This window comes from Pseudomonas sp. GW821-FHT05D12 (assembly GCF_059419825.1).
This window is the reverse complement of sequence record NZ_JBWKSN010000007.1, coordinates 1-26441: the sequence shown is the minus strand read 5'-3', so window position 1 is coordinate 26441 and position 26441 is coordinate 1. Positions and strand designations below refer to the sequence as shown.

Here is a 26441-nt window from a genome sequence, read left to right as displayed (position 1 = left end):
GGCGTCATCGCAGGCAAGCCAGCTCCCACATTTGGCTGTATTCACACTTCAAAATGCCGGAGCTGGCTTGCCTGCGATAGAGGCGCCGCGGTCTCGCCTGTAATCACCCACAAAAAAGCCCCGAACCAGTCGGGGCTTTTTATTGGGTCGAGCTACAGGTCTTACTTACCCTGCCAGCGTTTCAGTACCAGGGTGGCGTTGGTGCCACCGAAGCCGAAGCTGTTGCTCATCACGGTGTCGATCTTGGCGTTTTCGACGGTCTTGGTCAGGATCGGCATATCGGCGACGACCGGGTCGATCTCGTCGATGTTGGCCGAACCGGCCATGAAGTTGCCTTCCATCATCAGCAGGCAGTAGATCGCTTCGTGAACGCCGGCGGCGCCCAGGGAGTGACCGGACAGGCTCTTGGTGGAGCTGATGGCTGGCGCCTTGTCGCCGAATACCGCACGCACACCTTCCATTTCCTTGGCGTCACCGACCGGAGTCGACGTGCCGTGGGTGTTCAGGTAGTCGATTGGGGTATCCACGGTGGACATTGCCATCTGCATGCAACGGATGGCGCCTTCACCGCTTGGCGCAACCATGTCGTAGCCGTCGGAGGTCGCGCCGTAGCCGACGATTTCCGCGTAGATCTTGGCGCCACGGGCGAGGGCGTGTTCCAGCTCCTCGACCACCACCATGCCGCCACCGCCGGCGATGACGAAACCGTCACGCTTGGCGTCGTAGGCGCGGGAGGCCTTCTCCGGGGTTTCGTTGTACTGGGTGGACAGTGCGCCCATGGCGTCGAACAGGAAAGACTGGCTCCAATGTTCTTCTTCACCGCCGCCGGCGAACACGATGTCCTGCTTGCCCAGCTGGATCTGCTCAACGGCAGTCCCGATGCAGTGGGCGCTGGTCGCGCATGCGGAGGAGATCGAGTAGTTCACGCCCTTGATCTGGAATGGCGTGGCCAGGCAGGCGGAAACGGTGCTGCCCATGGTCCGCGTGACGCGGTAAGGGCCTACACGCTTGACGCCTTTTTCGCGCAGGATGTCCAGCGCTTCCATCTGGTTCAGGGTGGATGCGCCGCCCGAACCGGCGATCAGGCCGGTGCGTACGTTCGAAACCTGGTCTTCGCTCAGGCCGGAGTCGGCAATCGCGTCTTTCATGGCCAGGTAGGCATAGGCGGCAGCGTGGCCGACGAAGCGATAGATCTTGCGATCGATCAGTTCTTCGAGGGGCAGGTCGATGGAGCCGGAAACCTGGCTACGCAGACCCATTTCGGCATATTCCGGGTTGAAGCGGATGCCAGGGCGACTTGCACGCAGGTTAGCGGTGACGGTCTCTTTGTCATTGCCCAGGCAAGAAACGATGCCCAGACCAGTGATAACGACGCGGCGCATGCGGATAACCCTTAAAAGTTGTCAGTGGAAGTGAATACGCCGACCCGAAGGCCTTCGGCAGTATAGATCTCGCGACCGTCGACGCTCACCGAACCATCGGCGATGGCGAGGTTCAGCTTGCCCTTGAGGACGCGCTTGATCTGAATGTTGTAGGTGACTTTCTTGGCGGTCGGCAGGACCTGGCCAAAGAACTTCACTTCGCCCGAACCCAGAGCACGGCCGCGGCCCGGCAGGCCCTGCCAGCCGAGGAAGAAACCGACCAGCTGCCACATGGCGTCGAGGCCCAGGCAGCCCGGCATCACAGGGTCGCCTTCGAAATGGCAGGCGAAGAACCACAGGTCCGGGGTGATATCCAGCTCGGCGACCAATTCACCTTTGCCGTACTTGCCACCCTCTTCGCTGATATGGGTGATGCGATCCACCATCAGCATGTTCGGGGCGGGCAGTTGCGCGTTACCTGGGCCGAACAGCTCACCGCGACTGCAGCGCAGCAGGTCTTCCCGAGTAAAGGCGTTTTGTTTGGTCATGCGAGCTCCTCAATAATCCCATGCGGCAGGGTAGGGCAAATCTTCCCGAACCGAATGAAGCGTTCATGCCTCATGTCGGCAGCCTACACATAGACTATTGCGTTGTAGTGAAAGTCACAGCGGCAAGGTACTGAATGTACACTTGTTCACTGAAATTTTAAACCGGGCCTGTTTATCGGCCCGTTTGGGTGCCTAAGACTGCCGCACTTTCGTCTTTCACGCCAGTCGGAAGTGGCTGATGGCGCGGCGCTATTGCACCCAACGCTGCAGTATTTGCTGCAAATCCGTGCGTTTGAACGGCTTGGCCAGGTAATCGTTCATTCCCGCTGCGAGACACGCCTCACGGTCGCCCTGCAGGGCGTTCGCGGTGAGGGCGATAATCGGCAGGTCGGCGCAGCCCGGCAACTGGCGAATCTGGCGGGTCGCTTCATAGCCGTCGATCAGCGGCAGCCGGCAATCCATCAGGATCGCAGTGAAAATCAGGCTCTCGGCGCTGCGGATCGCCTCGGCGCCGTCGGTGGCCAGACTGACCTGGAAGCCCAGGCTGCGCAGCATGGCTTCGACCACCGTGCGGTTCACCGGATTGTCCTCCACCAGCAACACATGGCGACCCTCTCCGGCGCTGGTCTTGCCTTCGGCGTTGGCGGCAATCGCCGGCACGCTGTGCTGGTCGATGGCCAGCGGGATTTCCAGGGTAAACACCGAGCCACGGCCTTCTTCGCTCTGGGCGCGCAAAGTGCCACCCATGCGTTCGGCCAGGGTACGGGCGATGGGCAGGCCGAGGCCGGTGCCGCCGTAACGTCTTGAAATGGAACTGTCAGCCTGCTGGAACGCATCGAACATCAATTCCAGGCGTTCGGCGGATATCCCGATGCCGCTGTCGCGCACGGTGCAGGTGAACCACACCAGCTCATGGTCCAGGGTCTGCCAATGGGGCTCGACGCTGACGGTGCCGTGCTCGGTGAACTTCAGCGCATTGCCGATCAGGTTCACCAGGATCTGGCGGATACGCGTCGGATCGCCCTGCACCCGCAGGGTGTCCATGCCGGGCGGGATCGGTAGTTGCAACGCCAACCCGCGCTGCTGGGCGCTGTGCTGGAAGGCCTGGGCACAGCTGTTGATCAGGTCCGCCAGGTTGAACGGAATGTGCTCCAGCTCGAGGGCGGCGCGCTCGATGCGCGAGAAGTCGAGGATGTCATTGATGACCTTGAGCAGGTGCTCGGTGGACTCGGAGGCCAGCGCCGCATATTCGGTCTGCTCCTCGGTCATCTCGGTGGTTTCCAGCAACTGCAGCATGCCCAGCACGCCGTTCATCGGCGTGCGCAGCTCATGGCTCATCATCGCCAGGAAGTCCGACTTGGCGTTGTTGGCGCGCTCGGCCTCCTCGCGGGTCTGGATCAACTGCGCCATGGCCTGCTGCTGTTCGCGGCTGGCCTGGTTGAGGCCTTCGGCGAGGTTGTTGATATGCCGCGACAGGTCGCCCAGTTCCGAGTCATCGACAATCGGCAGCGGCGTCTTGTAGTCGCCTTGCTGGATGGCTTTCACCGCGTGGCCCATGGCGCTGATCGGCTGCGACAGGCTGGCGGCCAGGCGCCGTGCGAGCAGGAAGGTAAACAGCAGGGCGAACAGCGCGAGGATCCCGGCCTTGAACAGGATTTCCTGCTGGCGCTGGCTGAACGCGTCGTTGGACATGCCGACAATCACCCGGCCCAGGTAGTCCGCGCGGGGGGCCTTGGGTTCGTTGAGGTTGTCCTGGAAAAAGTCGTTGCCCAGCTGGATATGCTGGAGGCGGATCGGCGCCTGGAAGACTTTCACCGACAGCGAGCGGTCATGTTTTTCCGAGGGCTGCTCGACGTAGACGAGGATGTTCTCGCTGCTGTCCTGGATCTCCAGGAAGCGCACATGCGGCGTGGCCAGCGTGGCGCGCAGCAAGCTGTCGAGCACGTCGTTGTTGCCGGAAATCACCCCGTATTCGGTGGCCGGCGCCAGTTGGTTGGCGATCAGTTGGCCGGTGTGGTCGAGTTCCTGGCGCAGGTCCTGGATACGCACGAAGGTGAAGAAGCTGATCAACAGCAACGTCAGCAACAGCGCCGGGCCCAGGGTGATGAGCTGGGTGCGGGTGTTGATGTCCCAACGACGACGCAAGGTCATGGGTGTTTTTCTCCTTCGGCCAATCGGGCGGCGACGCTGGCGTCGTCCACCTGTTCGATGCCCAGTGAGCGCGCAACTTGCGGGTTGCCGACGACTTTGAAGTGTCTTGGGTACAGCGCACGCGGCCAGGTGGCGGGCGGTTGTTCAAGCAAATGGTCGAGCACGCTCAGCCAGTCGGCCTGGTCGCTGTAAGTGCTGGCCAGGCTGCCGGCCCGCACGAACCCGGCGTTCGGCCCCACCAACGGCAATTGTTGGGCGTAGCTGCTGAGCAACAGGTTCTTCGCGGTTTTCGGGTTGTAGAGTTGTGGATCGTCGAGGCCGAGCAGCACGTCGCTGTTTCTGAACAGCGATTGCAGCGGGCGGCTGTCGTTAATGTTGTCCCAGCGCTGTGGCACGATTTCCAGGCCCAGCAACGTGGCCTGCTGGCGTAACTCGGGCAGCAGGAATTCACTGTCGGCGCTGTAGAGCACGCCAATGCGCTGTGCTTGCGGCAGGATATTGTTGATCAGGCGCAGTTGGCGCTCCAGCGGCGGGTCGCTCCACAGCAGGGTAATGCGTGAATGTTGGGTGCTGCCCGGCCGTTCATGGGCTTGCAGGCGGCTGATGCGCAGCACCAGGGTCGGCGGGCCCTGGGCGTCCTGCAGGCGCCAGTCGAGGCCGGGCAGGTCGAGCAGGATCAGGCGGGTCGTGGCCGGCAGGTGGCTGGGGGCCGGCAGGTCCTTGAGGGGCGTGAAGGTGACATGGTCCTGCGGTCGTTGCTCGGCCAGGGCCTTGGTAAAAGCCTGCACGCCGGCACCGTCCTCGGCGGCGGTCAACAGGATCTCGGCACTCCAGGTCGGTGTGGCCAGCAACAGGCAGGCCAGCAGCACGCTGCGCCGGCAGAGTGTGTAGAGGTCAATAAAGAAGAAGGTCATCCGTGACGAGTCGCCCATATCAGAACTCTAACTCCGCGCTGAAGTAGAGTACGTGACGGTGGTCGTAATTGTTATCGGCCCATGTCGTGGGCTGGTTATCGAGGCGTTGTTGCAGCATGCCGGCCAGCTCCACATTCGCTTTGCCCAGGGCAATACGCTTGGCCACGCGCAGGTCGACCCGTTCGAAGCGATATTGGTTGAGTGCGTCGTCGCCATAGTAGAACAGCGCGCTGGACCAGCCGTGGCCCCATTCGCGCAACCAGCCGGCCGAGCCACTGTTACGCGCGGTCTGCGCTTTGTCCAGCGGATTGCTGGAGCTGGCATCCACATAAGCATAGGTGAGCCGCAGGCGGTCGGCGTTGCTCATGCGCCAGTCGAATTGCGATTCGGCACCGCTGAACCGTGCGCTGTTGGCGTTGCTGGCAATGTACTGGTTGTTGCGCAGCGGCGAGCTGATCATGTCGGTGATTTCGTCGTAGAACAGCTTGACGTCCATGTTCAGCCCGATATCGGCAAAGAAACCGTTGTAGCCCAGTTCCCGCGAGCGCATCAGTTCTTTGTCGAGGTTGCCCGGGCCGCGCGTCTTCACGAAGTACTGGCCGCTAGTCTGGCCATAGGCCGGGGAGCTGAGGTTGGTGACGCGATAGCTCCAGTTGACATTGTTTTCGAACATGTCCGGCGAGCGGATTGCCTCGGAGTACACCGCGCGCAGGCCGTGGCGCGGGTTGATCAGGTAGTTGACCGCCACCCGTGGCGTCAGCGAGTTGCCGCTCAGGTGCGTGTCTTCATACATCGCACCGCCCTGCAGCAGCCAATGTTCGCTGGCGCGCCATTCCAGTTGGCCGAACAGGCGCCAGGTAGTGTCGTCCAGAGTGCCGTTGAAGTAGGTGTCGGAATCGGCCCGGTCGTAGCGATAATTCATACCGCTGACCAGGCGCAGGCTGTCGGACAGGCTGAGGGTGTCCTGGACCTCGATGTCGTAGCGGCTTTCGCGGGTGCTCTGGTCGATATCGCCGCACACGCTCTGGTTGTTGCCGTCGCGCCACTGGTCCAGCACCCGGTTGGCCAGCGCTTGCTCGGCAGCGCTGCCGGGTGGCGCGCTGCCCTGGCTGTAGGTGTCCATATGGCGGGCGAGCAGCTCGGCGTAGTTGGGGTTCATCTGCCACAACTGGGTCAGTTCCGGACTGAACGAGACCTTGGCGTCGCAGGCCTTCCAGACTTGCTGGCGGTCCCACTGTTGCGCAGAGCCCTGGATGTACAGGCTGTGGTCGGGGTTGAAGTCGAAATTCCAGCGCAGGGAGCCGGCATAGTCCTTGGACTTGACGTCGGAATTGTTACCGCCTTCGGTAATCCCGGCGAAGACCGGGGTGTAGGTATAAGGCCGTTGATTGGTGCCTTCCTTGGCATCCAGTTGCCAGTCGATACTCTGCTGCGCATTCAACGTCTGGCTCACCGCCAGGCTGAAGCGGTTGAGGCGGCGGCTGTCACGGCGATCGGCGCCGCTGGCGTCAGTGTCGAAACCGTCGTCCTGCTGGCCGGACAGCGACAAGCGCAGATCGCCGGTTTCCCAGCCCACGCCCTGGCTGGCATAGAAGTCATTGATGCCCCGTTCGCCGCGCACCACCTTGACCCTTGAGCCATGGCTGTTGGCCGGCGAGCGCGTGAGGATATTGACCACCGCCATCAATGCATTGGCGCCGTAACTGACGGTGTTGGGCCCGCGAAAAACCTCGATGCGCTCGATGTCTTCCATGGCCACCGGGATATCGCTCCAGTCCACCGTGGCCAGGCCGGCGCGGTACACCGAGCGGCCGTCGATCAGCACCTGCATGCGCCGCGCATCGCTGGCGCTGGTGCCGTGGTAGTTCACTGCCGCCTGGTTGCCGGTGGTGTAGCCAACCATCATCCCCGGTACCAGGCGCAGCAGTTCGCTGATGTCGCGTGCGCCGCTGGCCTTGATCAGTTCGCTGTCGATCACGGTCATGCTGCCGGGCACCGCGGCGGCCGATTGCTTCAGGCGCGTGGCGGTCAACACTTGCGGCAGCGGCTGGCTGTCGAGGAACAGGTCGTCGGCCAATACCGGTGCACTGCACAACAGCATCAGCCACAGAGATGAACGGGGAGGAGGGCCCAAATACACGGCACGGCCTTGATAATTACGGATAGCCGCCCATGTTAACTGAGGTAGGGTCTTTTGCCAGTCGTCGGACTTGCAATTACTTCACCCGCGCGCGGCATTTTCCGACAAGCGTACGAATTCATACGGGGGCTGGCCGCAAGCGGGTCGCTCCGTATAATGCCGCCATCGCCACTGGTATGGATTAACGGATTGCATATGACTGAACAGCGCCCTATTGCGGTCCTGGGAGGCGGAAGTTTTGGTACCGCCGTGGCTAACCTGCTGGCCGAGAACGGCCATCCGGTACGGCAGTGGATGCGTGATCCCGAGCAGGCCGAGGCCATTCGGGTGCACCGCGAAAATCCGCGTTACCTCAAGGGCATCAAGATTCTTCCCGGGGTCGAGCCGGTTACAGATCTGCTGGCCACCCTGAGCGAGTGCGACCTGTGCTTCGTCGCCCTGCCTTCCAGCGCCTTGCGCTCGGTGCTGGCGCCGCACGCCGACCGGTTGGCGGGCAAGCTGCTGGTCAGCCTGACCAAGGGCATCGAGGCGCAGACCTTCAAGCTGATGAGCGAGATCCTCGAAGAGATCGCCCCGCAGGCGCGCATCGGCGTGCTCTCCGGGCCGAACCTGGCGCGGGAAGTGGCCGAGCACGCGCTGACCGCCACCGTGATCGCCAGCGAAGATGAAGCGCTGTGCGAGCGCGTGCAGGCGGTGCTGCATGGCCGCACCTTCCGCGTCTACGCCAGCAGTGACCGCTTTGGCGTCGAGCTGGGCGGCGCGTTGAAGAACGTCTACGCGATCATCGCCGGCATGGCCGTGGCGCTGGGCATGGGCGAAAACACCAAGAGCATGCTGATCACCCGCGCCCTGGCAGAAATGACCCGCTTTGCGGTGAACCAGGGCGCCAACCCGATGACCTTCCTCGGGCTGGCGGGCGTGGGCGACTTGATCGTCACCTGCTCGTCGCCGAAAAGCCGCAACTACCAGGTAGGGTTCGCCCTCGGCCAGGGCCTGAGCCTGGACGACGCGGTGACGCGGCTGGGCGAAGTGGCCGAAGGGGTCAACACCCTCAAGGTGCTCAAGGCCAAGGCCCAGGAAGTCGGCGTGTACATGCCGCTGGTCGCCGGGCTGCACGCGATCCTGTTCGAAGGGCGCACCTTGAACCAGGTCATCGAGTTGTTGATGCGGGCCGAGCCTAAAACCGATGTCGATTTTATTTCCACCAGTGGTTTCAACTGAGGAACGCGTCATGAACGATCCCAAAGCAGCCCCCAAGTACGAGTCGATTGCCCTGCGCATCCTGTGGATGCTGGTGTTTGCCCTGGTGTGGCAAGTCGCGCAGTTCCTGCTCGGCGCGTTGGTGGTGGTGCAACTGATCTACCGACTGGTCTACGGCGCCCCGAACCTGGGCCTGATGAACTTCGGCGACAGCCTCAGCCAGTTCCTCGCGCAGATCGGCCGTTTCGGCAGCTTCCATACCGAGCAGAAGCCCTGGCCTTTCGCCGATTGGCCAACCCCACGCGCACCAGAGGGCGAGGCCGCCCACAGCGTGCCGCCGGCACCGCATCCGGTGCGTGATGAAGAGCCGAAACTGTGAAGCTCTGGGTCTTGCGCCACGGCGAGGCCGAAGGGCATGCACGGTCGGACGCCGAGCGTAACCTCACCGAGCATGGCCGCGCCGAAGTGTTGCGCAGTGCTGCGCACCTGATCGGCCAGCCGCTAAGTGCCATCCTCGCCAGCCCCTATGTGCGGGCGCAACAGACCGCGCACCTGGTGCGCGAGGCCTTGGGCTTTCAACCCGAGATTCGCACGGTGCCGTGGCTGACCCCCGACGGCAACCCGCAGCAGGTGCTGGAAAAACTCGACACCGATGACAACGTGCTGCTGGTCAGCCATCAGCCGCTGGTCGGCAGCCTGATCAGCTTTCTGCAGCATGGCCATCTGCGCCAGCCGCAGCCGATGTACACCGCCAGCCTGGCGGAACTGGAAGGCGACTTCCCGCTGGCGGGGCTGATGAGCCTGGCCAGCGTGAACAATCCGTAGGCGTTATCGCGGCTTTGTGTGTGCTATATAGTCAACCGAGCAAGTGCTTGGTTGGCTATCGTCGGACCACAAAGGAGCGCGTCCCATGCCCGTCGCTTTTCGTTTGCCGTTGCAGGTCTTCTTCGAACGTGAAGCGCGTCATCCGCGCAAGACTTTGCTGGTGCAGCCCATTGGCGGGGGAGTTGTACACTCCCTCACCTGGGGCGAAGTCGGCCACCAGGCCCGTTGCGCCGCGCACTGGCTGCGCGCGCGCGAGCTGCCTGCTGGTTCGCACATTGCCCTGATCTCGAAAAACTGTGCCCACTGGATCATCGCCGACCTGGCAATCTGGATGGCCGGGCATGTCTCGGTGCCGCTGTACCCCAACCTGACTGCCGACTCCGTCGCCCATGTGCTGACCCATTCCGAGGCGGCCCTGGTGTTTATCGGCAAACTCGACGACTGGACCGCCATGGCTCCCGGGGTCCCCGCAGGCGTGCCGACGGTGAGCCTGCCGCTATGCCCGGCGGGCGCATTCGACTTCAGCTGGGACGACCTGCAAGCCTGTCCGCCGATCGAGGATGAGCCGCTGCCCGCCGCGTCGGACCTGGCCACCATCATCTACACCTCAGGAACCACCGGCCTGCCCAAAGGCGTGATGCACAGCTTTGGCGCCCTGGGTTTTGCGGCCACGCGCGGCACCGCGTTGTTCGGTTTGGGCGAGGACGACCGCCTGCTGTCCTACCTGCCGCTGTGCCACGTGGCCGAGCGGATGTTTGTGGAAATGGCGGCGATCTATACCGGGCAAACCGTGTTTTTCGCCGAAAGCCTCGACACCTTCCTGGCTGATCTGCGCAGGGCCAGGCCGACCGCGCTATTCGGGGTGCCGCGGATCTGGACCAAATTCCAGCTGGGCGTCTACGCCAAGATCCCGCAAAAACGCCTCGACACCTTGCTGCGCCTGCCGTTTATCGGCAAGCGCGTGGGCCACAAAGTGCTCGCAGGCTTGGGCCTGGATGCATTGCGCATTGCGCTGTCCGGCGCAGCGCCGGTGCCCGAGGCGTTGTTGCGCTGGTACCAGCGCCTGGGCCTGGATGTGCTTGAGGTGTATGGCATGACCGAAAGCTGTGGCTACTCCCACGTCTGCCGCCCCGGCCAGCAGACCCTCGGCTGGATCGGCCTGCCGTGCCCGGAGGTCGAGGTGCGTATCGACCCAACCGGCGAAGTGCAGGTGCGCAGCGGTGCGACCATGCTCGGCTATTTCAAAGACCCGGATAAGACCGCCGAAACCGTCACTGCCGACGGTTTCCTGCGCACCGGTGACAAGGGCGAGCAGGACGCCGACGGCCGCCTGCGCCTGACCGGGCGACTCAAGGAAATCTTCAAGACCAGCAAAGGCAAGTACGTGGCCCCGGCGCCGATTGAAAACCGCCTGGCCGAGCACGCGCGCATCGAGCAGGTGTGTGTGGTCGGCGATGGCCTGACGGCGCCGATGGGCTTGTGCGTGCTGTCGGCCCCGGGCCAGGACCGGCACGCGTTGCAGGCCAGCCTGGAGCGCTGGCTGGAACAGGTCAACGCGGTGCTGGACAAGCATGAGCGCTTGCGCCAGCTGGTGGTGGTCAAGGACAACTGGGCCGTGGAGAACGGCTTCCTGACCCCGACCTTGAAGATCAAGCGCAACGTGATCGAGTCGACTTACGGCGCACAGTTCCCCGACTGGAGCGCGCGCACCGAGGCGATTGTGTGGCAGGATTAGGGGCGTAATAAAACCAATAAGGACACTGTGTATGAGCTTGTGGCGCACCCAACCGAATATCGAGCAACTCAACGCGATTCAGAAAAACACCATCGGTGAACTGCTGGATATCCGCTTTGAAAGTTTTGACGATGAGTCCCTGACCGCCAGCATGGTGGTCGATCACCGCACCCATCAGCCCTATGGCCTGCTGCATGGCGGTGCGTCGGTGGTGCTGGCCGAGAGCGTCGGCTCCATGGCTGCCTACCTGTGCATCGACCCGAGCAAGTTCTATTGCGTCGGCCTTGAGGTCAACGCCAACCACCTGCGCGGTGTACGCAGTGGTCGCGTGACGGCGGTGGCCAGGGCCATCCATATCGGCCGCACCACCCAGGTGTGGGACATTCGTTTGACCAGCGACGACGGCAAGGCCAGTTGCGTATCGCGCCTGACCATGGCCGTGGTGCCGCTGGGCGAGAACCCGCCGACGCGATAGGCGTGGCGTGAGTGTCACCATTCCTGGCGGTTACAGTCATTGCTGTGGAGCGCCGGCGTGGTGACAATCAATCTCTGTATTTGTCGATGGGTCCGCTATGTCGCAGCACGTGTTTTTCGCCCATGCCAATGGGTTTCCTTCGGCCACCTACGGCAAGCTGTTCGCCGCCCTGGCCCCGGAATACGCGGTGGCTCACCTGCCGCAGCACGGTCACGACCCCCGGTTTCCGGTGGACGATAACTGGCAGAACCTGGTGGACGAGTTGATCCACCATCTTGAGCAGCAACCGGCACCGGTGTGGGGCGTGGGCCATTCCCTCGGTGGCGTGCTGCATTTGCACGCGGCCATGCGCTGCCCGCAGCTGTACCGCGGGGTGGTGATGCTGGATTCGCCGGTGCTGACCCGTGCCGACCGCTGGGTGATTCGCGCCGCCAAGCGCTTTGGCTTTATCGACCGCCTGACCCCGGCCGGGCGCACCTTGGGTCGGCGTGAAGAGTTTTCCGACCTGGACGCCGCGCGCAGCTACTTTGCCGGCAAGACGCTGTTTCGCGGCTTCGACCCCGAATGCTTTGACGCTTACCTGCAACATGGCCTGCAGCAGGTCGGCGATCGCCTGCGCCTGCGCTTCGACCCGGCCACCGAAATCAGCATCTACCGAGGCGTGCCCCACACCAGCCCGGGCCAGGTGCGTCAATTGAAAGTGCCGTTGGCGGTGGTGCGCGGCCGGCAGAGCAGGGTGGTGATGCGTCACCATGCCAGCGGCGTCGGGCGCCTGCCCATGGGCGAAATGCTCACCATGCCCGGCGGCCACATGTTTCCCCTCGAGCGCCCACAGGACACCGCGACCCTGATCAAGAATCTGTTTGCCCGCTGGCAAGCCCGCGAGCGCAGTTGCGCATGAGTACGCCCGTCGAAGAAGTGCGCCTGAGCCTGCCGCATATCGAGCTGGCCGCCCATCTGTTCGGCCCCGAGGATGGCGTGCCGGTGATCGCGCTGCATGGCTGGCTGGATAACGCCAACAGCTTCGCGCGCCTGGCGCCGAAGCTTGCCGGCTTGCGCATTGTCGCCCTCGACATGGCCGGGCATGGACACTCCGCGCATCGTCCTGCAGGCGCCGGGTATGCCTTGTGGGATTACGTGTTTGACGTGCTGCAAGTGGCCGAACAGTTGGGCTGGAAACGTTTTGCATTACTTGGCCACTCCCTTGGCGCCATCGTCTCTCTGGTGCTGGCCGGAGCCTTGCCCGAGCGCATTACGCACCTGGGATTGATCGACGGCGTGGTCCCGCCCACCGCCAGCGGCGAGAGTGCCGCCGAGCGGCTGGGCATGGCCTTGCAGGCGCAATTGAACCTGCAGGACAAGCGCAAGCCCGTCTACGGCACCCTGGATCGGGCGGTTGAAGCGCGCATGAAAGGCGTGGTGGCCGTCAGCCGGGAAGCTGCCGAACTGCTGGCCCAGCGCGGTTTGATGCCGGTACCAGGGGGTTATACCTGGCGCACGGACAGCCGCCTGACGCTGGCATCGCCAATGCGTCTGACGGATGAGCAGGCGATGGCTTTCGTGCGGCGTGTGGCGTGCCCGACACAGTTGGTGGTCGCCGCCGACGGCATGCTGGCGAAACATTCCGAATTGCTTTCTCAGCTGCCTTTCTCGGTCACCACGCTGCAGGGCGGCCATCATTTACACTTGAATGATGAGCCCGGCGCAGCTCTTGTTGCAGACTGTTTCAATCGGTTCTTCTCCACGCCTTGACTTGGCGCGGTCAACTGCCGAGGCTGGGCGGATTGAAAGGGAGTCAACCATGTACGATCTCAACACCGCTGCGACCTCCAATGGCCAGGGCTCACCGATCCGATGAGCCTGGGTAAAGGATGTATCCGCTTCCTCGGGCTGTGTGCTTTCAGCCCTCTGGTATTCGCCGCCGACGCACCGGGCAGTCAGGACCTGCCCAGCGTAGCTCGCCAGGTCGACGCACAAATCGTGGATTACCGCCCCGCTGAAGAAAAGGAACGCATCTACCCCATGGGCGCGATCCGCAAGATCAGCGGCCAGTTGCGTTACGAGGGCCAGGCCACCGCCCGTGGGCAAGCCACGGCGATCACCTATGAACTGCCCGCCGAGCACACCTCCAGCGCCGCGTTCACCGCGACGCGCGAAGCGTTGCAGGCCAAGGGGGCGCAACTGTTGTTCTGGTGCCAGGCCCGCGATTGCGGCGAGAGCAGCCTGTGGGCCAACGAAGTGTTCGGCAATGCCAAGCTGATGGGCGCCGATGGCCAGCAGGAATACCTGCTCTTGCGTCTCGCAGCCCCGCAGGATAATTCGCTGGTGGCGCTGTACGGCATCACCCGCGGCAATCGCCGCGCCTATCTGCATGTGGAACAACTGGACGCCAACGCGCCACTGGGCGACCTGCTGCCCACCTCGGCGACCCTGTTGCGCGAGTTGAAAAGCACTGGCGAGCTGGATTTCCCCACGTTGGGCGGCGAGCCTGACGACACCTGGCTGACCCTGATCTCCCGCGGCTTGAACCTGGACGCCACGTTGCGCGTCAGCCTGACCGGCGCCAGCGCCGAAGCCTGGCGCCAAGCCCTGGTCGACAAAGGTGTGCGCGCCGCGCGCATGGAAACCGGCACCGCTGAAGCCAAAGGCCTGCACCTGCATCTGATACGCTGACCGTTACAAGGCGGACGGACCCGTGCCGTTCGCCTAAGCTCTCCTCCTACAGCCTTTTTCTAGAGATACCCCATGCTCAATAACGATCGCCTGCTGGTGCAAATCCTGCTGCTGGTGCTGTTCGGCGCCAGCTTCTGGGTCATGGCGCCGTTCTGGTCGGCGCTGTTCTGGGGCGCGGTACTGGCGTTTGCCAGTTGGCCGGTGATGCGCTTGCTCACGCGCGCGCTGGGCGGCCGTGAATCCCTGGCCGCCGGGATCCTGACCCTGGTCTGGATGCTGCTGGTGGCGGTACCGCTGGTGTGGCTGGGCTTCAACCTGGCGGATCATGTGCGTGATGCGGTGGCGTTGATCAAGGATATTCAGGTCGACGGCTTGCCCGAAGCCCCCGCGTGGCTGGGCTCGATCCCGGTGGTTGGCGAGCGGCTGGTGGCGATGTGGGACAGCATCGACCAGCAGGGCGCGGCGCTGATGGTCAGCATCAAGCCGTACCTGGGGCAGGTCGGTAACTGGTTGCTGGCGCGCAGTGCGCAGATCGGCGGCGGCATCCTCGAACTGACCCTGAGCCTGGTGTTCGTGTTCTTTTTCTACCGTGACGGGCCGCGCCTGGCCGTATTCGTACACCGTCTGCTGGAGCGGTTGATCGGCGAGCGTGCCGGTTACTACATCGAGCTGGTGGCCGGCACGGTACAACGGGTGGTCAACGGTGTGATCGGTACGGCGGCTGCCCAGGCCTTGCTGGCGCTGATCGGCTTCCTGATCGCCGGTGTCCCGGGCGCGCTGGTGCTGGGCATCGTCACCTTCCTGCTCAGCCTGATCCCGATGGGCCCGCCGCTGGTGTGGATCCCGGCCACGGCCTGGCTGGCGTGGAAGGGCGACTACACCTACGCGGTGTTCCTGGGGGTGTGGGGCACGTTCATCATCAGCGGCGTGGACAACGTGCTCAAGCCTTACCTGATCAGCCGTGGCGGCAACCTGCCGCTGGTGATCGTGCTGCTTGGGGTATTTGGCGGGTTGATTGCCTTTGGCTTTATCGGCCTGTTCATCGGCCCGACCTTGCTGGCAGTGGCGTACAGCCTGCTGATGGATTGGAGTGCAACCCAGGCGCAAGGGCGGCGCGAAGACACCCGTTCATAACCCGTAGGAGCCGGCTTGCCGGCGCCTGCGTTCAGGCGCGGGGCAGCCACATCACGGCGGTCAAGCCGCCGCCCGGGGTCTCCTCCAGGGTCAGGCTGCCGCCCAGGCGCTCGGCGGCTTCCTTGGAAATCGTCATGCCCAGGCCGACGCCGCCGGAATTGCGATTGCGTGAACCTTCCAGCCGATAGAACGGTTCGAACACGGCCTCACGCTTGTCGGCGGCAATGCCCGGGCCATGGTCGATCACGCGGATGACCAGCGCATCGCGGCTGTCCGACAACTCGACGCGCGCCGTGCCGGCATAGCGCAGGGCATTGTCGATCAGGTTGTTGAGGCACGAACGCAAGGCCATCGGTTGCACCTGCAAGGGCGCGCAGGTGCCGGCAAATTGCACATCGGAGCCCTGATCCTGGGCGTTCTCGCTCAACGACTCCACCAGCGCCTGCACATCCAGCCAATGCCGGGTTTCGCTGGTGCGTTGTTCGTGCAGGTAGCTCAACGTGGCGTCGAGCATGCCGATCATGTCATTCAGGTCCTGGCGCATCTGGCCTTGCAGCTTGACGTCGTCGATCTGCTCCAGGCGCAGCTTGAGGCGCGACAGCGGGGTGCGCAGGTCGTGGGAGACGGCACCGAGCATGCGTGCGCGTTGGCTGACCTGCTCGCGGATGCGTCGCTGCATCAGGTTGAAAGTCGATGCTGCCTGCTTGGCCTCTCGCGGGCCCAGTTCGTCGAGGGGCGGGCTGTCGAGGTCCAGGCTCAGGCGTTCGGCGGCTTCACTCAGGCGCTGGATCGGCCGGCTCAGCAACTTGGCGCCATACCACGCGGCGATGATCAGCGAGATGAACTGGAACGTCAGTGGCACTGCCGGGCCGTTGAACCAGGAGCGCTTATGCTTGGGCAACAGCTTCATCGTGCCGTCCGGCTGCTCGACGAAAGTGCCCTGCGGCGGTGGCGGCGGTGGACCGTAATGGTGAAACCAGAAGAACCCCAGCAGGTGGGCCAGCACAATAGCCACCAGCAACACGCCGAACAGCCGCCCGAACAGCGTGTTGAAGGGGGCCCGCATCAGCCGATATCCCGGGCGTCGAACAGGTAGCCTTCGCCGCGCACGGTCTTGATCAGTTGCGGGGCCTTCGGGTCATCCCCGAGTTTTTGCCGCAGGCGCGACACCAGCAGATCGATGCTGCGATCAAAGGCTTCGATCGAACGGCCACGGGCGGCATCCAGCAATTGCTCACGGCTCAATACCCGACGCGGGCGCTCGATAAACACCCACAGCAGGCGGAATTCGGCGTTGGACAGCGGCACGACCAGGCCATCGTCGGCCACCAGTTGACGCAACACACTGTTAAGCCGCCAGTTATCGAAGCGAATATTCGCGCGCTGCTCGGTGCGGTCATCCCGCACTCGGCGCAGGATGGTCTGGATGCGCGCCACCAACTCGCGCGGCTCGAACGGCTTGGACATATAGTCGTCGGCCCCCAGTTCCAGGCCGATAATGCGGTCGGTGGGCTCGCAGCGGGCGGTGAGCATCAGGATCGGGATGTCCGATTCGGCGCGCAACCAGCGGCACAGCGACAGCCCATCCTCGCCCGGCAGCATCAGGTCGAGCACCACCACATCAAAGGTTTCGGCTTGCATGGCCTGGCGCATCGCTGCGCCGTCGGTCACGCCGGTCGCGAGAATATTGAAGCGCGCGAGATAGTCGATCAGCAGTTCGCGGATCGGCACATCGTCGTCAACGATCAGCGCGCGGGTGTTCCAGCGCTTGTCATCGGCGATCGCCGCGCCTTTTTGCTCGTCATTTACAGGGACGGAAGGGGTATGCATAGTGCGATCATCTGCCTGGTTGTTGCGGTCAGCATAGGCGCCCAGCCCCATGGCTGGAAGTGCTGGTCGGTGGGTCGTGCGGGCGAGGCTAGCCCTGGGGCGTGTTGGGCGCATGTCGTGAATGTATCAATTTTGAAATAATTCCCGGAAATGCCCGACTGACGGCGGTTGGTCAGTATTTACCGATCATCGGATCCCGCAACGGCGCCGCTTGCGCTACAATCCGCGCCGATTTCGACTTGCCTGAGAGCCCATTCCAATGTCCGCCTGCCAGACTCCTATCATCGTCGCCCTGGATTACCCCACTCGTGACGCCGCACTGAAGCTGGCTGACCAGTTGGACCCCACGCTTTGCCGGGTCAAGGTCGGCAAGGAACTGTTCACCAGTTGCGCCGCGGAAATCGTCGGCACCCTGCGTGACAAAGGCTTCGAGGTGTTCCTCGACCTGAAATTCCACGACATCCCCAACACCACCGCCATGGCGGTCAAGGCCGCCGCCGAGATGGGCGTGTGGATGGTCAATGTGCACTGCTCCGGCGGCCTGCGCATGATGAGTGCCTGCCGGGAAGTGCTGGAGCAGCGCAGCGGCCCGAAGCCCTTGCTGATCGGCGTGACCGTGCTTACCAGCATGGAGCGCGAAGACCTGGCCGGCATCGGCCTGGATATCGAGCCTCAGGAGCAGGTCCTGCGCCTGGCCGCCCTGGCGCAGAAAGCCGGCCTCGATGGCCTGGTGTGCTCGGCACTGGAAGCCCAGGCCCTGAAAGCTGCGCATCCGTCGCTGCAACTGGTGACCCCAGGCATTCGCCCGGCCGGCAGCGCCCAGGATGACCAGCGCCGCATCCTCACGCCACGCCAGGCACTGGATGCAGGTTCCGACTATCTGGTGATCGGTCGCCCGATCAGCCAGGCGGCTGACCCGGCCAAGGCGTTGGCGGCGGTGGTTGCCGAGATCATGTAAGCGCTGACCGCAGCGCCTCGGTGTCGCTCAAACACCGAGGCGCCTGCATCGCGGGCAAGCCCGGCTCCCTATAACAGTGGCGACCGGACTGCCTGTGGTATGTCAGCTGACCTTGAGCACCAACTTCCCAAAGTTCTCGCCGTTGAACAGCTTCATCAACGTTTCCGGGAACGTCTCCAGCCCTTCCACGATATCTTCCTTGCTCTTGAGCTTGCCCTGCGCCATCCAGCCGCCCATTTCCTGGCCGGCAGCGGCGAAGTTGGCGGCGTGGTCCATCACCACGAAACCTTCCATGCGCGCGCGATTGACCAGCAGTGACAGATAGTTGGCCGGACCCTTCACGGCTTCCTTGTTGTTGTACTGGCTGATTGCACCGCAGATCACCACGCGGGCCTTCAGTGCCAGGCGGCTGAGCACGGCGTCGAGAATGTCGCCGCCGACGTTATCGAAATACACATCGACCCCTTTGGGGCATTCGCGCTTGAGAGCAGCAGGCACGTCTTCGCTTTTGTAGTCGATGGCGGCGTCGAAGCCCAGTTCATCGACGAGGAACTTGCACTTGTCGGCGCCGCCGGCAATGCCGACCACGCGGCAGCCTTTGATCTTGGCGATCTGCCCGGCAATGCTGCCTACCGCGCCGGCGGCACCGGAGATCACCACGGTCTCACCGGCCTTGGGCGCCCCGGTGTCGAGCAGGGCGAAGTAGGCGGTCATGCCCGTCATGCCCAAGGCCGACAGGTAGCGCGGCAGCGGGGCAAGCGTCGGGTCGACCTTGTAGAACCCGCGCGGCTCGCCGAGGAAGTAATCCTGCACCCCCAGCGCGCCATTTACGTAATCGCCTACGGCAAATTTCGGGTTGTTGGAGGCAATCACCTTGCCCACGCCCAGCGCGCGCATGACTTCACCAATGCCCACCGGCGGAATGTAGGACTTGCCTTCATTCATCCAGCCACGCATGGCCGGGTCGAGGGACAGGTATTCATTGCGTACCAGCACTTGCCCGTCCTGGGGCGTGCCAACCGGCACTTCCTGGTAGGTGAAGGTATCCCGGGTGGCTGCGCCGACCGGGCGCTTGGCGAGCAGGAATTGACGGTTGGTCTGGGCGGTCATGGCAGCGACTCTTCTGGAAATGAACCTCAAGTGATAGACCTTGAACGCGCGCGGGGCAAGGTTGACCGAGGCTGCGAATGCCCGCCGATAGGCCTTGCTGATAGTCATGCAGTGGGCCTTATCACTGCGATTCATGCAGCCCCAACCGGCCTTCTGATAGTGCTGACGCGCCCAGCGCGGCGTTGGCTAGACTCGACCCACGGCTATTTTTCCCACAGGACATCCCCCCATGAGCATGACGTTTTCCGGCCAGGTCGCCCTGGTCACTGGCGCCGCCGCCGGTATTGGCCGCGCCACCGCGCTGGCCTTCGCTGGCGAAGGCTTGAAAGTGGTGGTCGCCGACCTGGATGTGGCCGGCGGTGAAGGCACCGTCGCGTTGATCCAGCAGGCCGGAGGTGAGGCGCTGTTCGTGCGTTGCAATGTCACCCTTGAGGCGGACGTGCAACAACTGATGGCGCAGACCGTTGCTGCTTATGGCCGCCTGGATTACGCCTTCAATAATGCGGGGATCGAGATCGAGAAGGGCAAGTTGGCGGACGGCAGCCTGGATGAGTTCGACGCCATCATGGGTGTCAACGTCAAGGGGGTGTGGCTGTGCATGAAACACCAGCTACCGCTGCTGCTGGCCCAGGGCGGCGGCGCGATCGTCAACACGGCGTCTGTGGCGGGGTTGGGGGCCGCGCCGAAAATGAGCATTTACGCCGCCTCCAAGCATGCCGTGATCGGCCTGACCAAGTCGGCGGCCATCGAGTATGCGAAGAAGAAAATCCGCGTCAATGCCGTCTGCCCGGCGGTGATCGACACCGATATGTTCCGGCGAGCCTATGAAGCCGACCCGCGCAAAGCCGAATTTGCCGCGGCCATGCACCCGGTCGGGCGCATTGGCAAGGTCGAGGAAATCGCCAGTGCGGTGCTCTACCTCTGTAGCGATGGCGCTGCATTCACCACTGGCCAGGCACTGGCGGTGGACGGTGGCGCAACCGCAATCTAGGACCTCGCGCGGCGCCCCAATCGAAAAGGGATTGGGGGGCTGTGGGGTATTTCCAGAGCTGGCAAAGTGCCGCGCCCGAATGTGTATCACCAGGTAAATAACCTAATAAAATCAATAATTTAATAAATCTTAGCAGCCGGTCATGACGGCCTTCTGTGCTTAACTCTTTGGGGTTGAATAACAGACAGTTGAAGTGAGTGGCTCATGGATTTAGGGATCGATCGACAAGCCCTTGTACCGGTGGTGCAGCAAATCGTCAGCGCCGTGGCGGAGTGGATTCGCAGGGACGGGGTAAGCCCCGGCACGCGCCTGCCGTCCGTGCGGCAGTTGGCCCTCGATAACCTGCTCAGCCAGTCCAGCGTGATCGAGGCATTCGAACGGATGGTCGCCCAGGGCGTATTGGCTGCCAGGCCGGGCTCAGGCTTTGTGGTGGCCCCGCCGACCGCGCTGACCGAGGGGCACTGGTATGAAGGCGCGGAGCGGGAGTGGGGCGCCTTTGCCGATAATCCGCTGGGAGAGCTGAAGCTCGGCTGTGGCTGGTTGCCGGATGCCTGGCGCGAAAGCGATGACATCAGTTACGCGATTCGCGAAGTCACCCGTACCGACACGGGCGGCCTGTTCAACTACAGCACGCCCCTGGGCCTGGCAACGCTGCGCGAGCAACTGCTCAAGCGCCTGTCCCGCATGCATATTGTCACCAGTCTCGACCGTATCCTTACCACTGGCGGCGCCAGCCACGCCCAGGACCTGCTTATTCGCACGTTGCTCAGGCCCGGTGACAGTGTGGTGGTTGAAACCCCCGGTTACGGCAACCTGTATCGGCAACTGGCGTTTCACGGTGTGCGGTTGCTGGAAGTGCCGCGTACCCGCGCAGGCCCGGACATACCGGCGCTGGAAGCCCTGTTGCAGCGCCATCGGCCCAGGTGCCTGTTCATCCACAGCCTGTATCACAATCCCACCGGCACCAGCCTGAACCGCGCAGTGGCCGAGCGTCTGCTGGAGTTGGCGGGCAGCAAAGACTTCCTGATCATCGAAGAAGATGTCTACGGCGACTTGCAGCACGCCAGTTGCACGCGACTTTCGGCACTGCCCCATGATGATCGGGTGATCTATGTGGCGAGTTTTTCCAAGTGCTTGAGCAGTGCCTTGAGAGTCGGCTACCTCAGTGCCAGTACGACGCTCATCGAGCAACTGGCCAGCCTCAAGACCTTGACTGGTTTCGGCACCTCGCGATTTGCCGAGGCGGTGGTGGCCACGCTGCTGGCCAATGGCACGTACCGCAAATGGGTGCAGCGCTTGCGCAAGCGGTTGAGTATTGAGATGGCCGCGACCCTGCAAGTCCTGGAGGATGAGGAGTGGGAGGTGTTCGCGGTGCCGGCCGGCGGCATGTTCGTGTGGGCGCGGCCAGGCGGCGGCGATCGTTCGCGGTTGCAGGCCTGCGCGCGGCGGCTCGGGGTGTTGCTGGCGCCTGGCGCGTTGTTCAATCCGGGTGGTGAACCCAGTGATTGGCTGCGCATCAACGTGGCCTACGCGGCTGACCAGCGTGCCCAGGCGTTTTTCCGGGCCTTGGGGCCTGCCAGATCGACCTCGACCATTCTGAAAACGACGAGCAAGTAGCTTTTTGCCATTATTCAGGCGCCAACGTCTTGTGCTCAGTGCCTTGGGGTTGCCAATCTCGCTTCTGGTCAACCGGGCTTGATGGCATCTGCCATTGCGAGAGGATGCAAGTGCAATGATTTCGGGCGTGCAACGACGTTTCGCCAACCTCGGTATGGCGAAAAAGCTGGGCTTGGGGTTCACCTTGGTACTGCTGCTGACGGCCGTGGTCGCGGCCATTGGCGTGTGGTCCCTGCAGACCGTTGGGCAACGCTTCGAAGGCCTCACGGCGATGTCATCGCTCAACAGCGGGTTGCTCAAGGTGCGCCTGATCGAACAGGACTACGCGCTGCACGCCGACCCCAAGGCGGTCGACGCCCTGCACGCCAGTGTCGACGCCTTGGCCGCCCAGGCGGCGAGCCTCAAGGCGCAGTCCGCCGCGAATGGGCCGGTGATGGGCGATGTCGAACAGGCCCTGGCCGCCTACCGCAAGGCCTTCGATGAATTCGTCGAACTGACCCAGACCAAGGACCTGGCGCTGGAAATGGCCAGTTGGTCGGTGTCCAGCGTGGCCAATAACCTCGACGTGTTGCAGGCCGGGCTGGCGGACGACGGCGCGTATGGCTTGAAGGAAAGCCAGGGCAAGGAGGGCGCCGAATTCATTGAGCAGGCCGGGCAGGTCAGCCAGGTCTCGCGCCTGATGCTGCAGGCGATGAACGAAGCCCATGTGCGCCTGGACCAGAGCCGCAAGGTGGATGCGGACGACGCCGAACAAGGCAAGATCGAGCAGGCGGACCAGGCCCTGGCCCAGGTCGAACAACTGAAAACCTCGGTCAAGGACCCCGGTTATCAAACGGTGCTCAACGAGGTCTCTGGTCACATTGCCGCGTTCAGCGAGAAACTCGCTGAATACACCGGCCTGCTGGCACAGGAAAAAGGCGTCTACAAGCAGCTGCGCGATCGCGCCGAGCAAGTGGTCAGCCGCGTCAACCAGGCGTATGACGCCGAAGACCAGTCGATGCAGGCGCAGCTGAAGAAAAGCGCGCTGCTGATCATTGGCTCGTCGGCCCTGGCCCTGCTGGTGGGCTTGATTGCGGCCTGGGTGATTACCCGCCTGATCGTTGCGCCGCTGCGCAGTGTGATTGCCGTGGCCCAGCAGATTGCCGCCGGCGATCTGAGCGGGCGCATGGAGGTCACTCGCCGTGATGAAATCGGCCAGCTGATGCAGGCGATGCAGCAGATGGGCAATGGCCTGAGCCAGATGGTCAGCGGCCTGCAGGCGGGTATCGAGCAACTCGCCAGCTCGGCGCATTCGCTCTCCAGCGTCACCGAGCAGACCAATGTCGAGGTCAGCAGCCAGAAGGAAGAAACCGAGCAGGTGGCCACGGCCATGAACCAGATGACCGCCACCGTGCATGACGTGGCGCGCAATGCCGAAGAGGCCGCGCAAGCCGCGCAGACCGCGGACGACAAAGTCGACTGCGGCCAGCAGGTGGTGCGCCAGAGTCTGCAGCGCATCGAGCTGCTCGCCACCTCCAGCAACCATGCCAGTGCCAGCATCGAGAGCCTGAGTGTCGAGATCCAGAACATCGGCACGGTGTTGGGTGTGATCAAGAGCGTCGCCGAGCAGACCAACTTGCTGGCCCTCAACGCGGCTATCGAAGCCGCCCGCGCGGGTGAGCAAGGGCGTGGCTTCGCCGTGGTGGCCGATGAGGTGCGGGCGTTGGCCAAGCGCACCCAGCAATCCACCGAAGAAATCGAACGGCTGGTCAGCACCTTGCGCAACGCGGCGCAGTCTTCGGTGCAGCAGATCCAGCAAAGCGGCGAGCTGGTGAAACTGGCCGTCAGCGACGCGCTGGAAACCGAAAGTGCGCTGGGCAGCATCGCGGTGGCGGTGTCACTGATCCAGCAGATGAACCAGCAGATTGCTGCCGCCGCCGAGGAGCAAAGCTCGGTGGCCGAAGAGATCAACCGCAGTGTCACCAGCATTCGTGCCAGTGCCGATCAATCGGCGTTGAGCATGCAGGGCAACGCTGCGTCGAGTATCCAACTGGCGCAGCTGGGGGCGGAGCTCAAGGGGATGGTCGGGCATTTCCGGCTTTGATCGCCGTCTGGTTACCGCGATCAAAACGCCGGAGTCAGGTGTGGCTGGCCAGGAAAGTCAGCAACGCGCCATTCACGAACTCCGGATTTTCGCGGCTGGAAATATGCCCGGCACCTGGAATCAGCACCAGTGGGCAGCCAATCGACTCGGCCATCTCCCGAGCCTCGGCCGGAGGTCGCGGCTGGTCTTCTTCTCCGCACATCACCAGCGTTGTAGCGGGGCTGAGCTTGTGCAACTGATCGAGGATATCGCTGCGACCGAAGGTAAGGCGGCCCAGTGGCACGATGCTGTCACGCAGCTGCTCTGCGGAGAAGCCTGTCAGAGTGTGGCGGAAACCCTTGTACAAGGTCGATTCACGATCGATTCCCGGCCGAAAGAAAATCGGCGCGACGATATCCAGCAAATGCTCCGGGAAGTGGCCTGCGTCTTCGATCATCTTCAATAGCGAGAAGTAGTAGTCGCGGGTTGCCTGAGGTTCTGCGCCCAGATACGTGTCGATCAGCACCAGGCTATTGATCCGGCCGGGCTCCTTCATCGCCAGGCGTGAACCCCACATGCCGCCGACCGAAAGGCCGACCAGATTGACCTTGTCGATCTGCAGGTGATCCAGCAGACGCAGTGCCTGGTCGGCCAGGTCGTCCAGGGACTCAGTGGTCTCGGGCATCTGGCCCGATTGGCCATGGCCCCATAGCTCGGGGGCGATCACTCGATAATATTTCGCCAGGGCGTTGATCTGCGGCGCCCACATGTCGCTGTTCCACAGGTAACTGGAACCCAGCAGGACGACCGGGCCGGTGCCTTGGTCGACGTAGTGCAGCGGTTGTCCATCGATAACGGCGACAGGCATAGCGGGCCTCTGACTTTACGGAGTTAGGGGCACGTTTTTACCCTAGTCGGGGGCGGGGGGATAGATGCACATTGATGGCATTTTGTGGCAAGCGGCGTGTTTTGGATGAGGGTTTGATGGGGTGGGTGTGTAGGAGGGTTTGTTGGGGGAGTGGGGGTGTTGTGGATGAGGGTTGTTGAGGTGAATGGAGGTGTTGTGGATGAGGGGTTGTTGGGGTGAGTGGGTTTTTTATGTTTGAGAGTTGTTGAGGTGAATGGTGTTGCTGTGGATGAGGGTTGTTGAGGTGAATGGAAGTGTTGTGGATGAGGGGTGTTGAGGTGAATGGAGATGTTGTGGATGAGGGGCTGTTGTGGCGAGCGGGCTTGCCCCGCGTTGGGCTGCGAAGCGGCCCCAAAATCAGGCAGTGAGGGGGGAGCTGAAACACCGCGTTTTGCTGTGATGGGGCTGCTTCGCAGCCCAACGCGGGGCAAGCCCGCTCGCCACAACAAGCCCGCTCTTCACAACAAGCTCGTTCGCCACAACAAGCGGGCTCGCCTCAACGAGCGGGCCCGCAGGACGGCCACTCAGTCGTAGATGACTTTCTTTTTCCACTCGGCGTCGGCGTCGACCACTTTGAGGCCTTCGGTCAGCTCGTTGACTTCATCTTCGGCCGGCTTGCTGTTGGTCAGCACTGTCGAGTTAGCCTTGGCCAGTTGCGCTTCCAGCTGTTGCAGCTGCGCGCTGTAGATCACCGGTTCCGGCTGTTTGCGCAAGTACTGCACGCCACGCTCGAACGCCAGGCGGGCCTGGCCCGGTTGGCCTTGTTGCAGGGCATGCTGGCCAAGGTTGTTGAAGAACTCGATGTGCAGCAGCACCAGGATATGGCGAATTTCCTTGATCCAGTGCTTGGCTTCGTTGGTCGGCAGGAAGCCGTCCTGGGCGGCGCGGGTGACTTGGCCGTGCAGGGCTTCGAGCAGGAAACGCACGTCCTTGGCCTTGGCTTCGGTCTGGATCGGGGCGGGCGGGTTGGCCACCGGGATCGACTCGCCCTGGGCCACCAGTGCATTCAACTCGGTGATCCGGGCCTTGATCGGTGCGCTGGTCTTGTTGAGATTCAACAGGCGCTGGTTGACGTTGAGTTCCAGGCGGGTCAGCAACAATTTGAGCGCCGGCGTCATCAACTGGCCGGGGAAGGTCTCGGTAATTTCACCGCAACGGCGCAGGCGATCATTGAGCTCGATCTCGGTGCGCTTCTTTTCCAGCTTGTTGTTTTCCACCACGTGGTTCATGTAGCCAATGGCGATCAGTATTACGATCCCGGCTATTACCAGCAGGGTGATCATGAGTGGTGTCACCGGTGTGACCTCTTTATAGGGTTTGCTGTGGAGTGTAGAGACTGAGGCATCCGCCGGATAGGACTGAGCGACCAGTTGCCCGGGTAGTTTCTTCTATATAGGTAAGGCTTTCCCTGCATGGATGCACATTGCCATCATTTGCTGGAGCGAACTATAGCGCCTTGTGGTGCGCCAGAATATAGGCGTCAAAGCCCTAACGGGCAGAATGCCCGCCGGGGCCCGCAAAGCAGGGCGAAGTCATTGATTTAAATAAATTTATCCTTGGGGGTTGACGACCTTTCAATCCATCCATAGAATGCGCGCCACTTACAGCGTAAAGCACACAGCGAAACGCGGTAGGGAGTGAATGTTGTACGTGTGTCCCCTTCGTCTAGTGGCCTAGGACACCGCCCTTTCACGGCGGTAACAGGGGTTCGAGTCCCCTAGGGGACGCCAATATGCGGGAATAGCTCAGTTGGTAGAGCACGACCTTGCCAAGGTCGGGGTCGCGAGTTCGAGTCTCGTTTCCCGCTCCA

The 26441-nt window shown here is 62.8% G+C and carries 23 protein-coding genes, 2 tRNA genes and 1 pseudogene; 16 read left to right on the top strand and 10 right to left on the bottom strand.

Going from position 1 to position 26441, the window contains the following annotated elements; genetic code table 11:
* Positions 1-161: 161 nt before the first annotated feature.
* The 5 genes from fabB to AC07SI_RS14670 form a co-directional block, all read right to left on the bottom strand.
* On the bottom strand, positions 162-1382 hold the full coding sequence (gene fabB / locus AC07SI_RS14690) for a beta-ketoacyl-ACP synthase I (RefSeq protein ID WP_017134470.1): 1221 nt from the start codon (positions 1380-1382) through the stop codon (positions 162-164).
* A gap of 11 nt (positions 1383-1393) precedes the next feature.
* Complete coding sequence (fabA, locus tag AC07SI_RS14685) at positions 1394-1909, bottom strand: 3-hydroxyacyl-[acyl-carrier-protein] dehydratase FabA (protein ID WP_010211704.1); 516 nt, start codon at positions 1907-1909, stop codon at positions 1394-1396.
* Positions 1910-2158: 249 nt separating this feature from the next.
* Positions 2159-4060, bottom strand: a complete 1902-nt coding sequence (locus AC07SI_RS14680; protein ID WP_120448002.1) for an ATP-binding protein — start codon at positions 4058-4060, stop codon at positions 2159-2161.
* Positions 4057-4992: an ABC transporter substrate-binding protein gene (locus AC07SI_RS14675; RefSeq protein ID WP_495005959.1), complete on the bottom strand. Its 936-nt coding sequence runs from the start codon at positions 4990-4992 to the stop codon at positions 4057-4059. The genes AC07SI_RS14680 and AC07SI_RS14675 overlap by 4 nt, the downstream gene beginning before the upstream one ends.
* A 1-nt stretch (position 4993) precedes the next feature.
* Positions 4994-7114: a TonB-dependent receptor plug domain-containing protein gene (locus AC07SI_RS14670; RefSeq protein ID WP_315974939.1), complete on the bottom strand. Its 2121-nt coding sequence runs from the start codon at positions 7112-7114 to the stop codon at positions 4994-4996.
* Positions 7115-7309: 195 nt separating this feature from the next.
* Here AC07SI_RS14670 and AC07SI_RS14665 point away from each other — a divergent pair, with 195 nt between their 5' ends.
* From AC07SI_RS14665 to AC07SI_RS14625, 9 genes are all read left to right on the top strand, one after another.
* Positions 7310-8335 (top strand): NAD(P)H-dependent glycerol-3-phosphate dehydrogenase, encoded by a 1026-nt coding sequence (locus AC07SI_RS14665; protein WP_262134510.1) that lies wholly within the window; start codon positions 7310-7312, stop codon positions 8333-8335.
* Between the two features lie 10 nt (positions 8336-8345).
* Complete coding sequence (locus AC07SI_RS14660; RefSeq protein WP_017846785.1) at positions 8346-8693, top strand: DUF4389 domain-containing protein; 348 nt, start codon at positions 8346-8348, stop codon at positions 8691-8693.
* Complete coding sequence (sixA, locus tag AC07SI_RS14655; protein WP_495005958.1) at positions 8690-9139, top strand: phosphohistidine phosphatase SixA; 450 nt, start codon at positions 8690-8692, stop codon at positions 9137-9139. Before AC07SI_RS14660 ends, sixA begins: the two co-directional genes overlap by 4 nt.
* An 85-nt stretch (positions 9140-9224) precedes the next feature.
* Positions 9225-10874, top strand: coding sequence for an AMP-binding protein (locus tag AC07SI_RS14650; RefSeq protein WP_495005957.1), 1650 nt, complete (start codon positions 9225-9227; stop codon positions 10872-10874).
* A gap of 31 nt (positions 10875-10905) precedes the next feature.
* Positions 10906-11349, top strand: coding sequence for a hotdog fold thioesterase (locus tag AC07SI_RS14645; protein ID WP_201143843.1), 444 nt, complete (start codon positions 10906-10908; stop codon positions 11347-11349).
* A gap of 97 nt (positions 11350-11446) precedes the next feature.
* A complete protein-coding gene (locus AC07SI_RS14640) occupies positions 11447-12250 on the top strand; it encodes an alpha/beta fold hydrolase (RefSeq protein ID WP_495005956.1) in 804 nt (267 codons plus the stop codon).
* Positions 12247-13101: an alpha/beta hydrolase gene (locus AC07SI_RS14635; protein ID WP_495005955.1), complete on the top strand. Its 855-nt coding sequence runs from the start codon at positions 12247-12249 to the stop codon at positions 13099-13101. Before AC07SI_RS14640 ends, AC07SI_RS14635 begins: the two co-directional genes overlap by 4 nt.
* Positions 13102-13203: 102 nt before the next feature.
* Complete coding sequence (locus AC07SI_RS14630) at positions 13204-14022, top strand: DUF4892 domain-containing protein (protein WP_106804678.1); 819 nt, start codon at positions 13204-13206, stop codon at positions 14020-14022.
* A gap of 72 nt (positions 14023-14094) precedes the next feature.
* Positions 14095-15156 (top strand): AI-2E family transporter, encoded by a 1062-nt coding sequence (locus AC07SI_RS14625; RefSeq protein WP_065901486.1) that lies wholly within the window; start codon positions 14095-14097, stop codon positions 15154-15156.
* A 31-nt stretch (positions 15157-15187) separates the two neighbouring features.
* Here AC07SI_RS14625 and AC07SI_RS14620 read toward each other — a convergent pair whose 3' ends face one another.
* Both AC07SI_RS14620 and AC07SI_RS14615 read right to left on the bottom strand, forming a co-directional pair.
* Positions 15188-16222 (bottom strand): sensor histidine kinase, encoded by a 1035-nt coding sequence (locus AC07SI_RS14620; protein WP_065901483.1) that lies wholly within the window; start codon positions 16220-16222, stop codon positions 15188-15190.
* Entirely contained in the window at positions 16222-16986 is a 765-nt protein-coding gene (locus AC07SI_RS14615) for a response regulator (protein WP_065901925.1), read from the bottom strand. Before AC07SI_RS14615 ends, AC07SI_RS14620 begins: the two co-directional genes overlap by 1 nt.
* 259 nt (positions 16987-17245) lie before the next feature.
* On the opposite strand from AC07SI_RS14615, the gene pyrF reads away from it, so the two are divergent.
* Entirely contained in the window at positions 17246-17944 is a 699-nt protein-coding gene (gene pyrF / locus AC07SI_RS14610) for an orotidine-5'-phosphate decarboxylase (RefSeq protein ID WP_065901481.1), read from the top strand.
* Between the two features lie 102 nt (positions 17945-18046).
* Here the strand turns inward: pyrF and AC07SI_RS14605 are convergent, their stop codons facing one another.
* Entirely contained in the window at positions 18047-19054 is a 1008-nt protein-coding gene (locus tag AC07SI_RS14605) for an NADP-dependent oxidoreductase (protein WP_065901479.1), read from the bottom strand.
* Between the two features lie 229 nt (positions 19055-19283).
* Between AC07SI_RS14605 and AC07SI_RS14600 the strand changes: the two genes are divergently transcribed.
* The 4 genes and pseudogenes from AC07SI_RS14600 (at position 19284) to AC07SI_RS14585 (ending at position 23745) form a co-directional block, all read left to right on the top strand.
* Positions 19284-20045 carry an SDR family oxidoreductase gene (locus AC07SI_RS14600; RefSeq protein WP_065901475.1) on the top strand — a complete coding sequence of 254 codons (762 nt, stop codon included), beginning with the start codon at positions 19284-19286 and terminating at the stop codon, positions 20043-20045.
* Between the two features lie 204 nt (positions 20046-20249).
* A complete protein-coding gene (locus AC07SI_RS14595) occupies positions 20250-21662 on the top strand; it encodes an aminotransferase-like domain-containing protein (RefSeq protein ID WP_495005954.1) in 1413 nt (470 codons plus the stop codon).
* A 115-nt stretch (positions 21663-21777) separates the two neighbouring features.
* Positions 21778-22839 (top strand): annotated as a pseudogene (locus AC07SI_RS14590) (HAMP domain-containing protein); the annotation flags it as partial.
* Positions 22828-23745 carry a methyl-accepting chemotaxis protein gene (locus tag AC07SI_RS14585; RefSeq protein ID WP_495006071.1) on the top strand — a complete coding sequence of 306 codons (918 nt, stop codon included), beginning with the start codon at positions 22828-22830 and terminating at the stop codon, positions 23743-23745. The pseudogene AC07SI_RS14590 and the gene AC07SI_RS14585, both read left to right, overlap by 12 nt.
* 34 nt (positions 23746-23779) lie before the next feature.
* Here AC07SI_RS14585 and AC07SI_RS14580 read toward each other — a convergent pair whose 3' ends face one another.
* Complete coding sequence (locus AC07SI_RS14580; RefSeq protein ID WP_495005953.1) at positions 23780-24592, bottom strand: alpha/beta fold hydrolase; 813 nt, start codon at positions 24590-24592, stop codon at positions 23780-23782.
* 563 nt (positions 24593-25155) lie between these two features.
* On the bottom strand, positions 25156-25926 hold the full coding sequence (locus AC07SI_RS14575) for a hypothetical protein (RefSeq protein ID WP_065901461.1): 771 nt from the start codon (positions 25924-25926) through the stop codon (positions 25156-25158).
* Positions 25927-26285: 359 nt separating this feature from the next.
* On the opposite strand from AC07SI_RS14575, the gene AC07SI_RS14570 reads away from it, so the two are divergent.
* Both AC07SI_RS14570 and AC07SI_RS14565 read left to right on the top strand, forming a co-directional pair.
* Positions 26286-26361: transfer RNA gene (locus AC07SI_RS14570), tRNA-Glu, on the top strand.
* A 4-nt stretch (positions 26362-26365) separates the two neighbouring features.
* A tRNA-Gly gene (locus AC07SI_RS14565) sits at positions 26366-26441 on the top strand.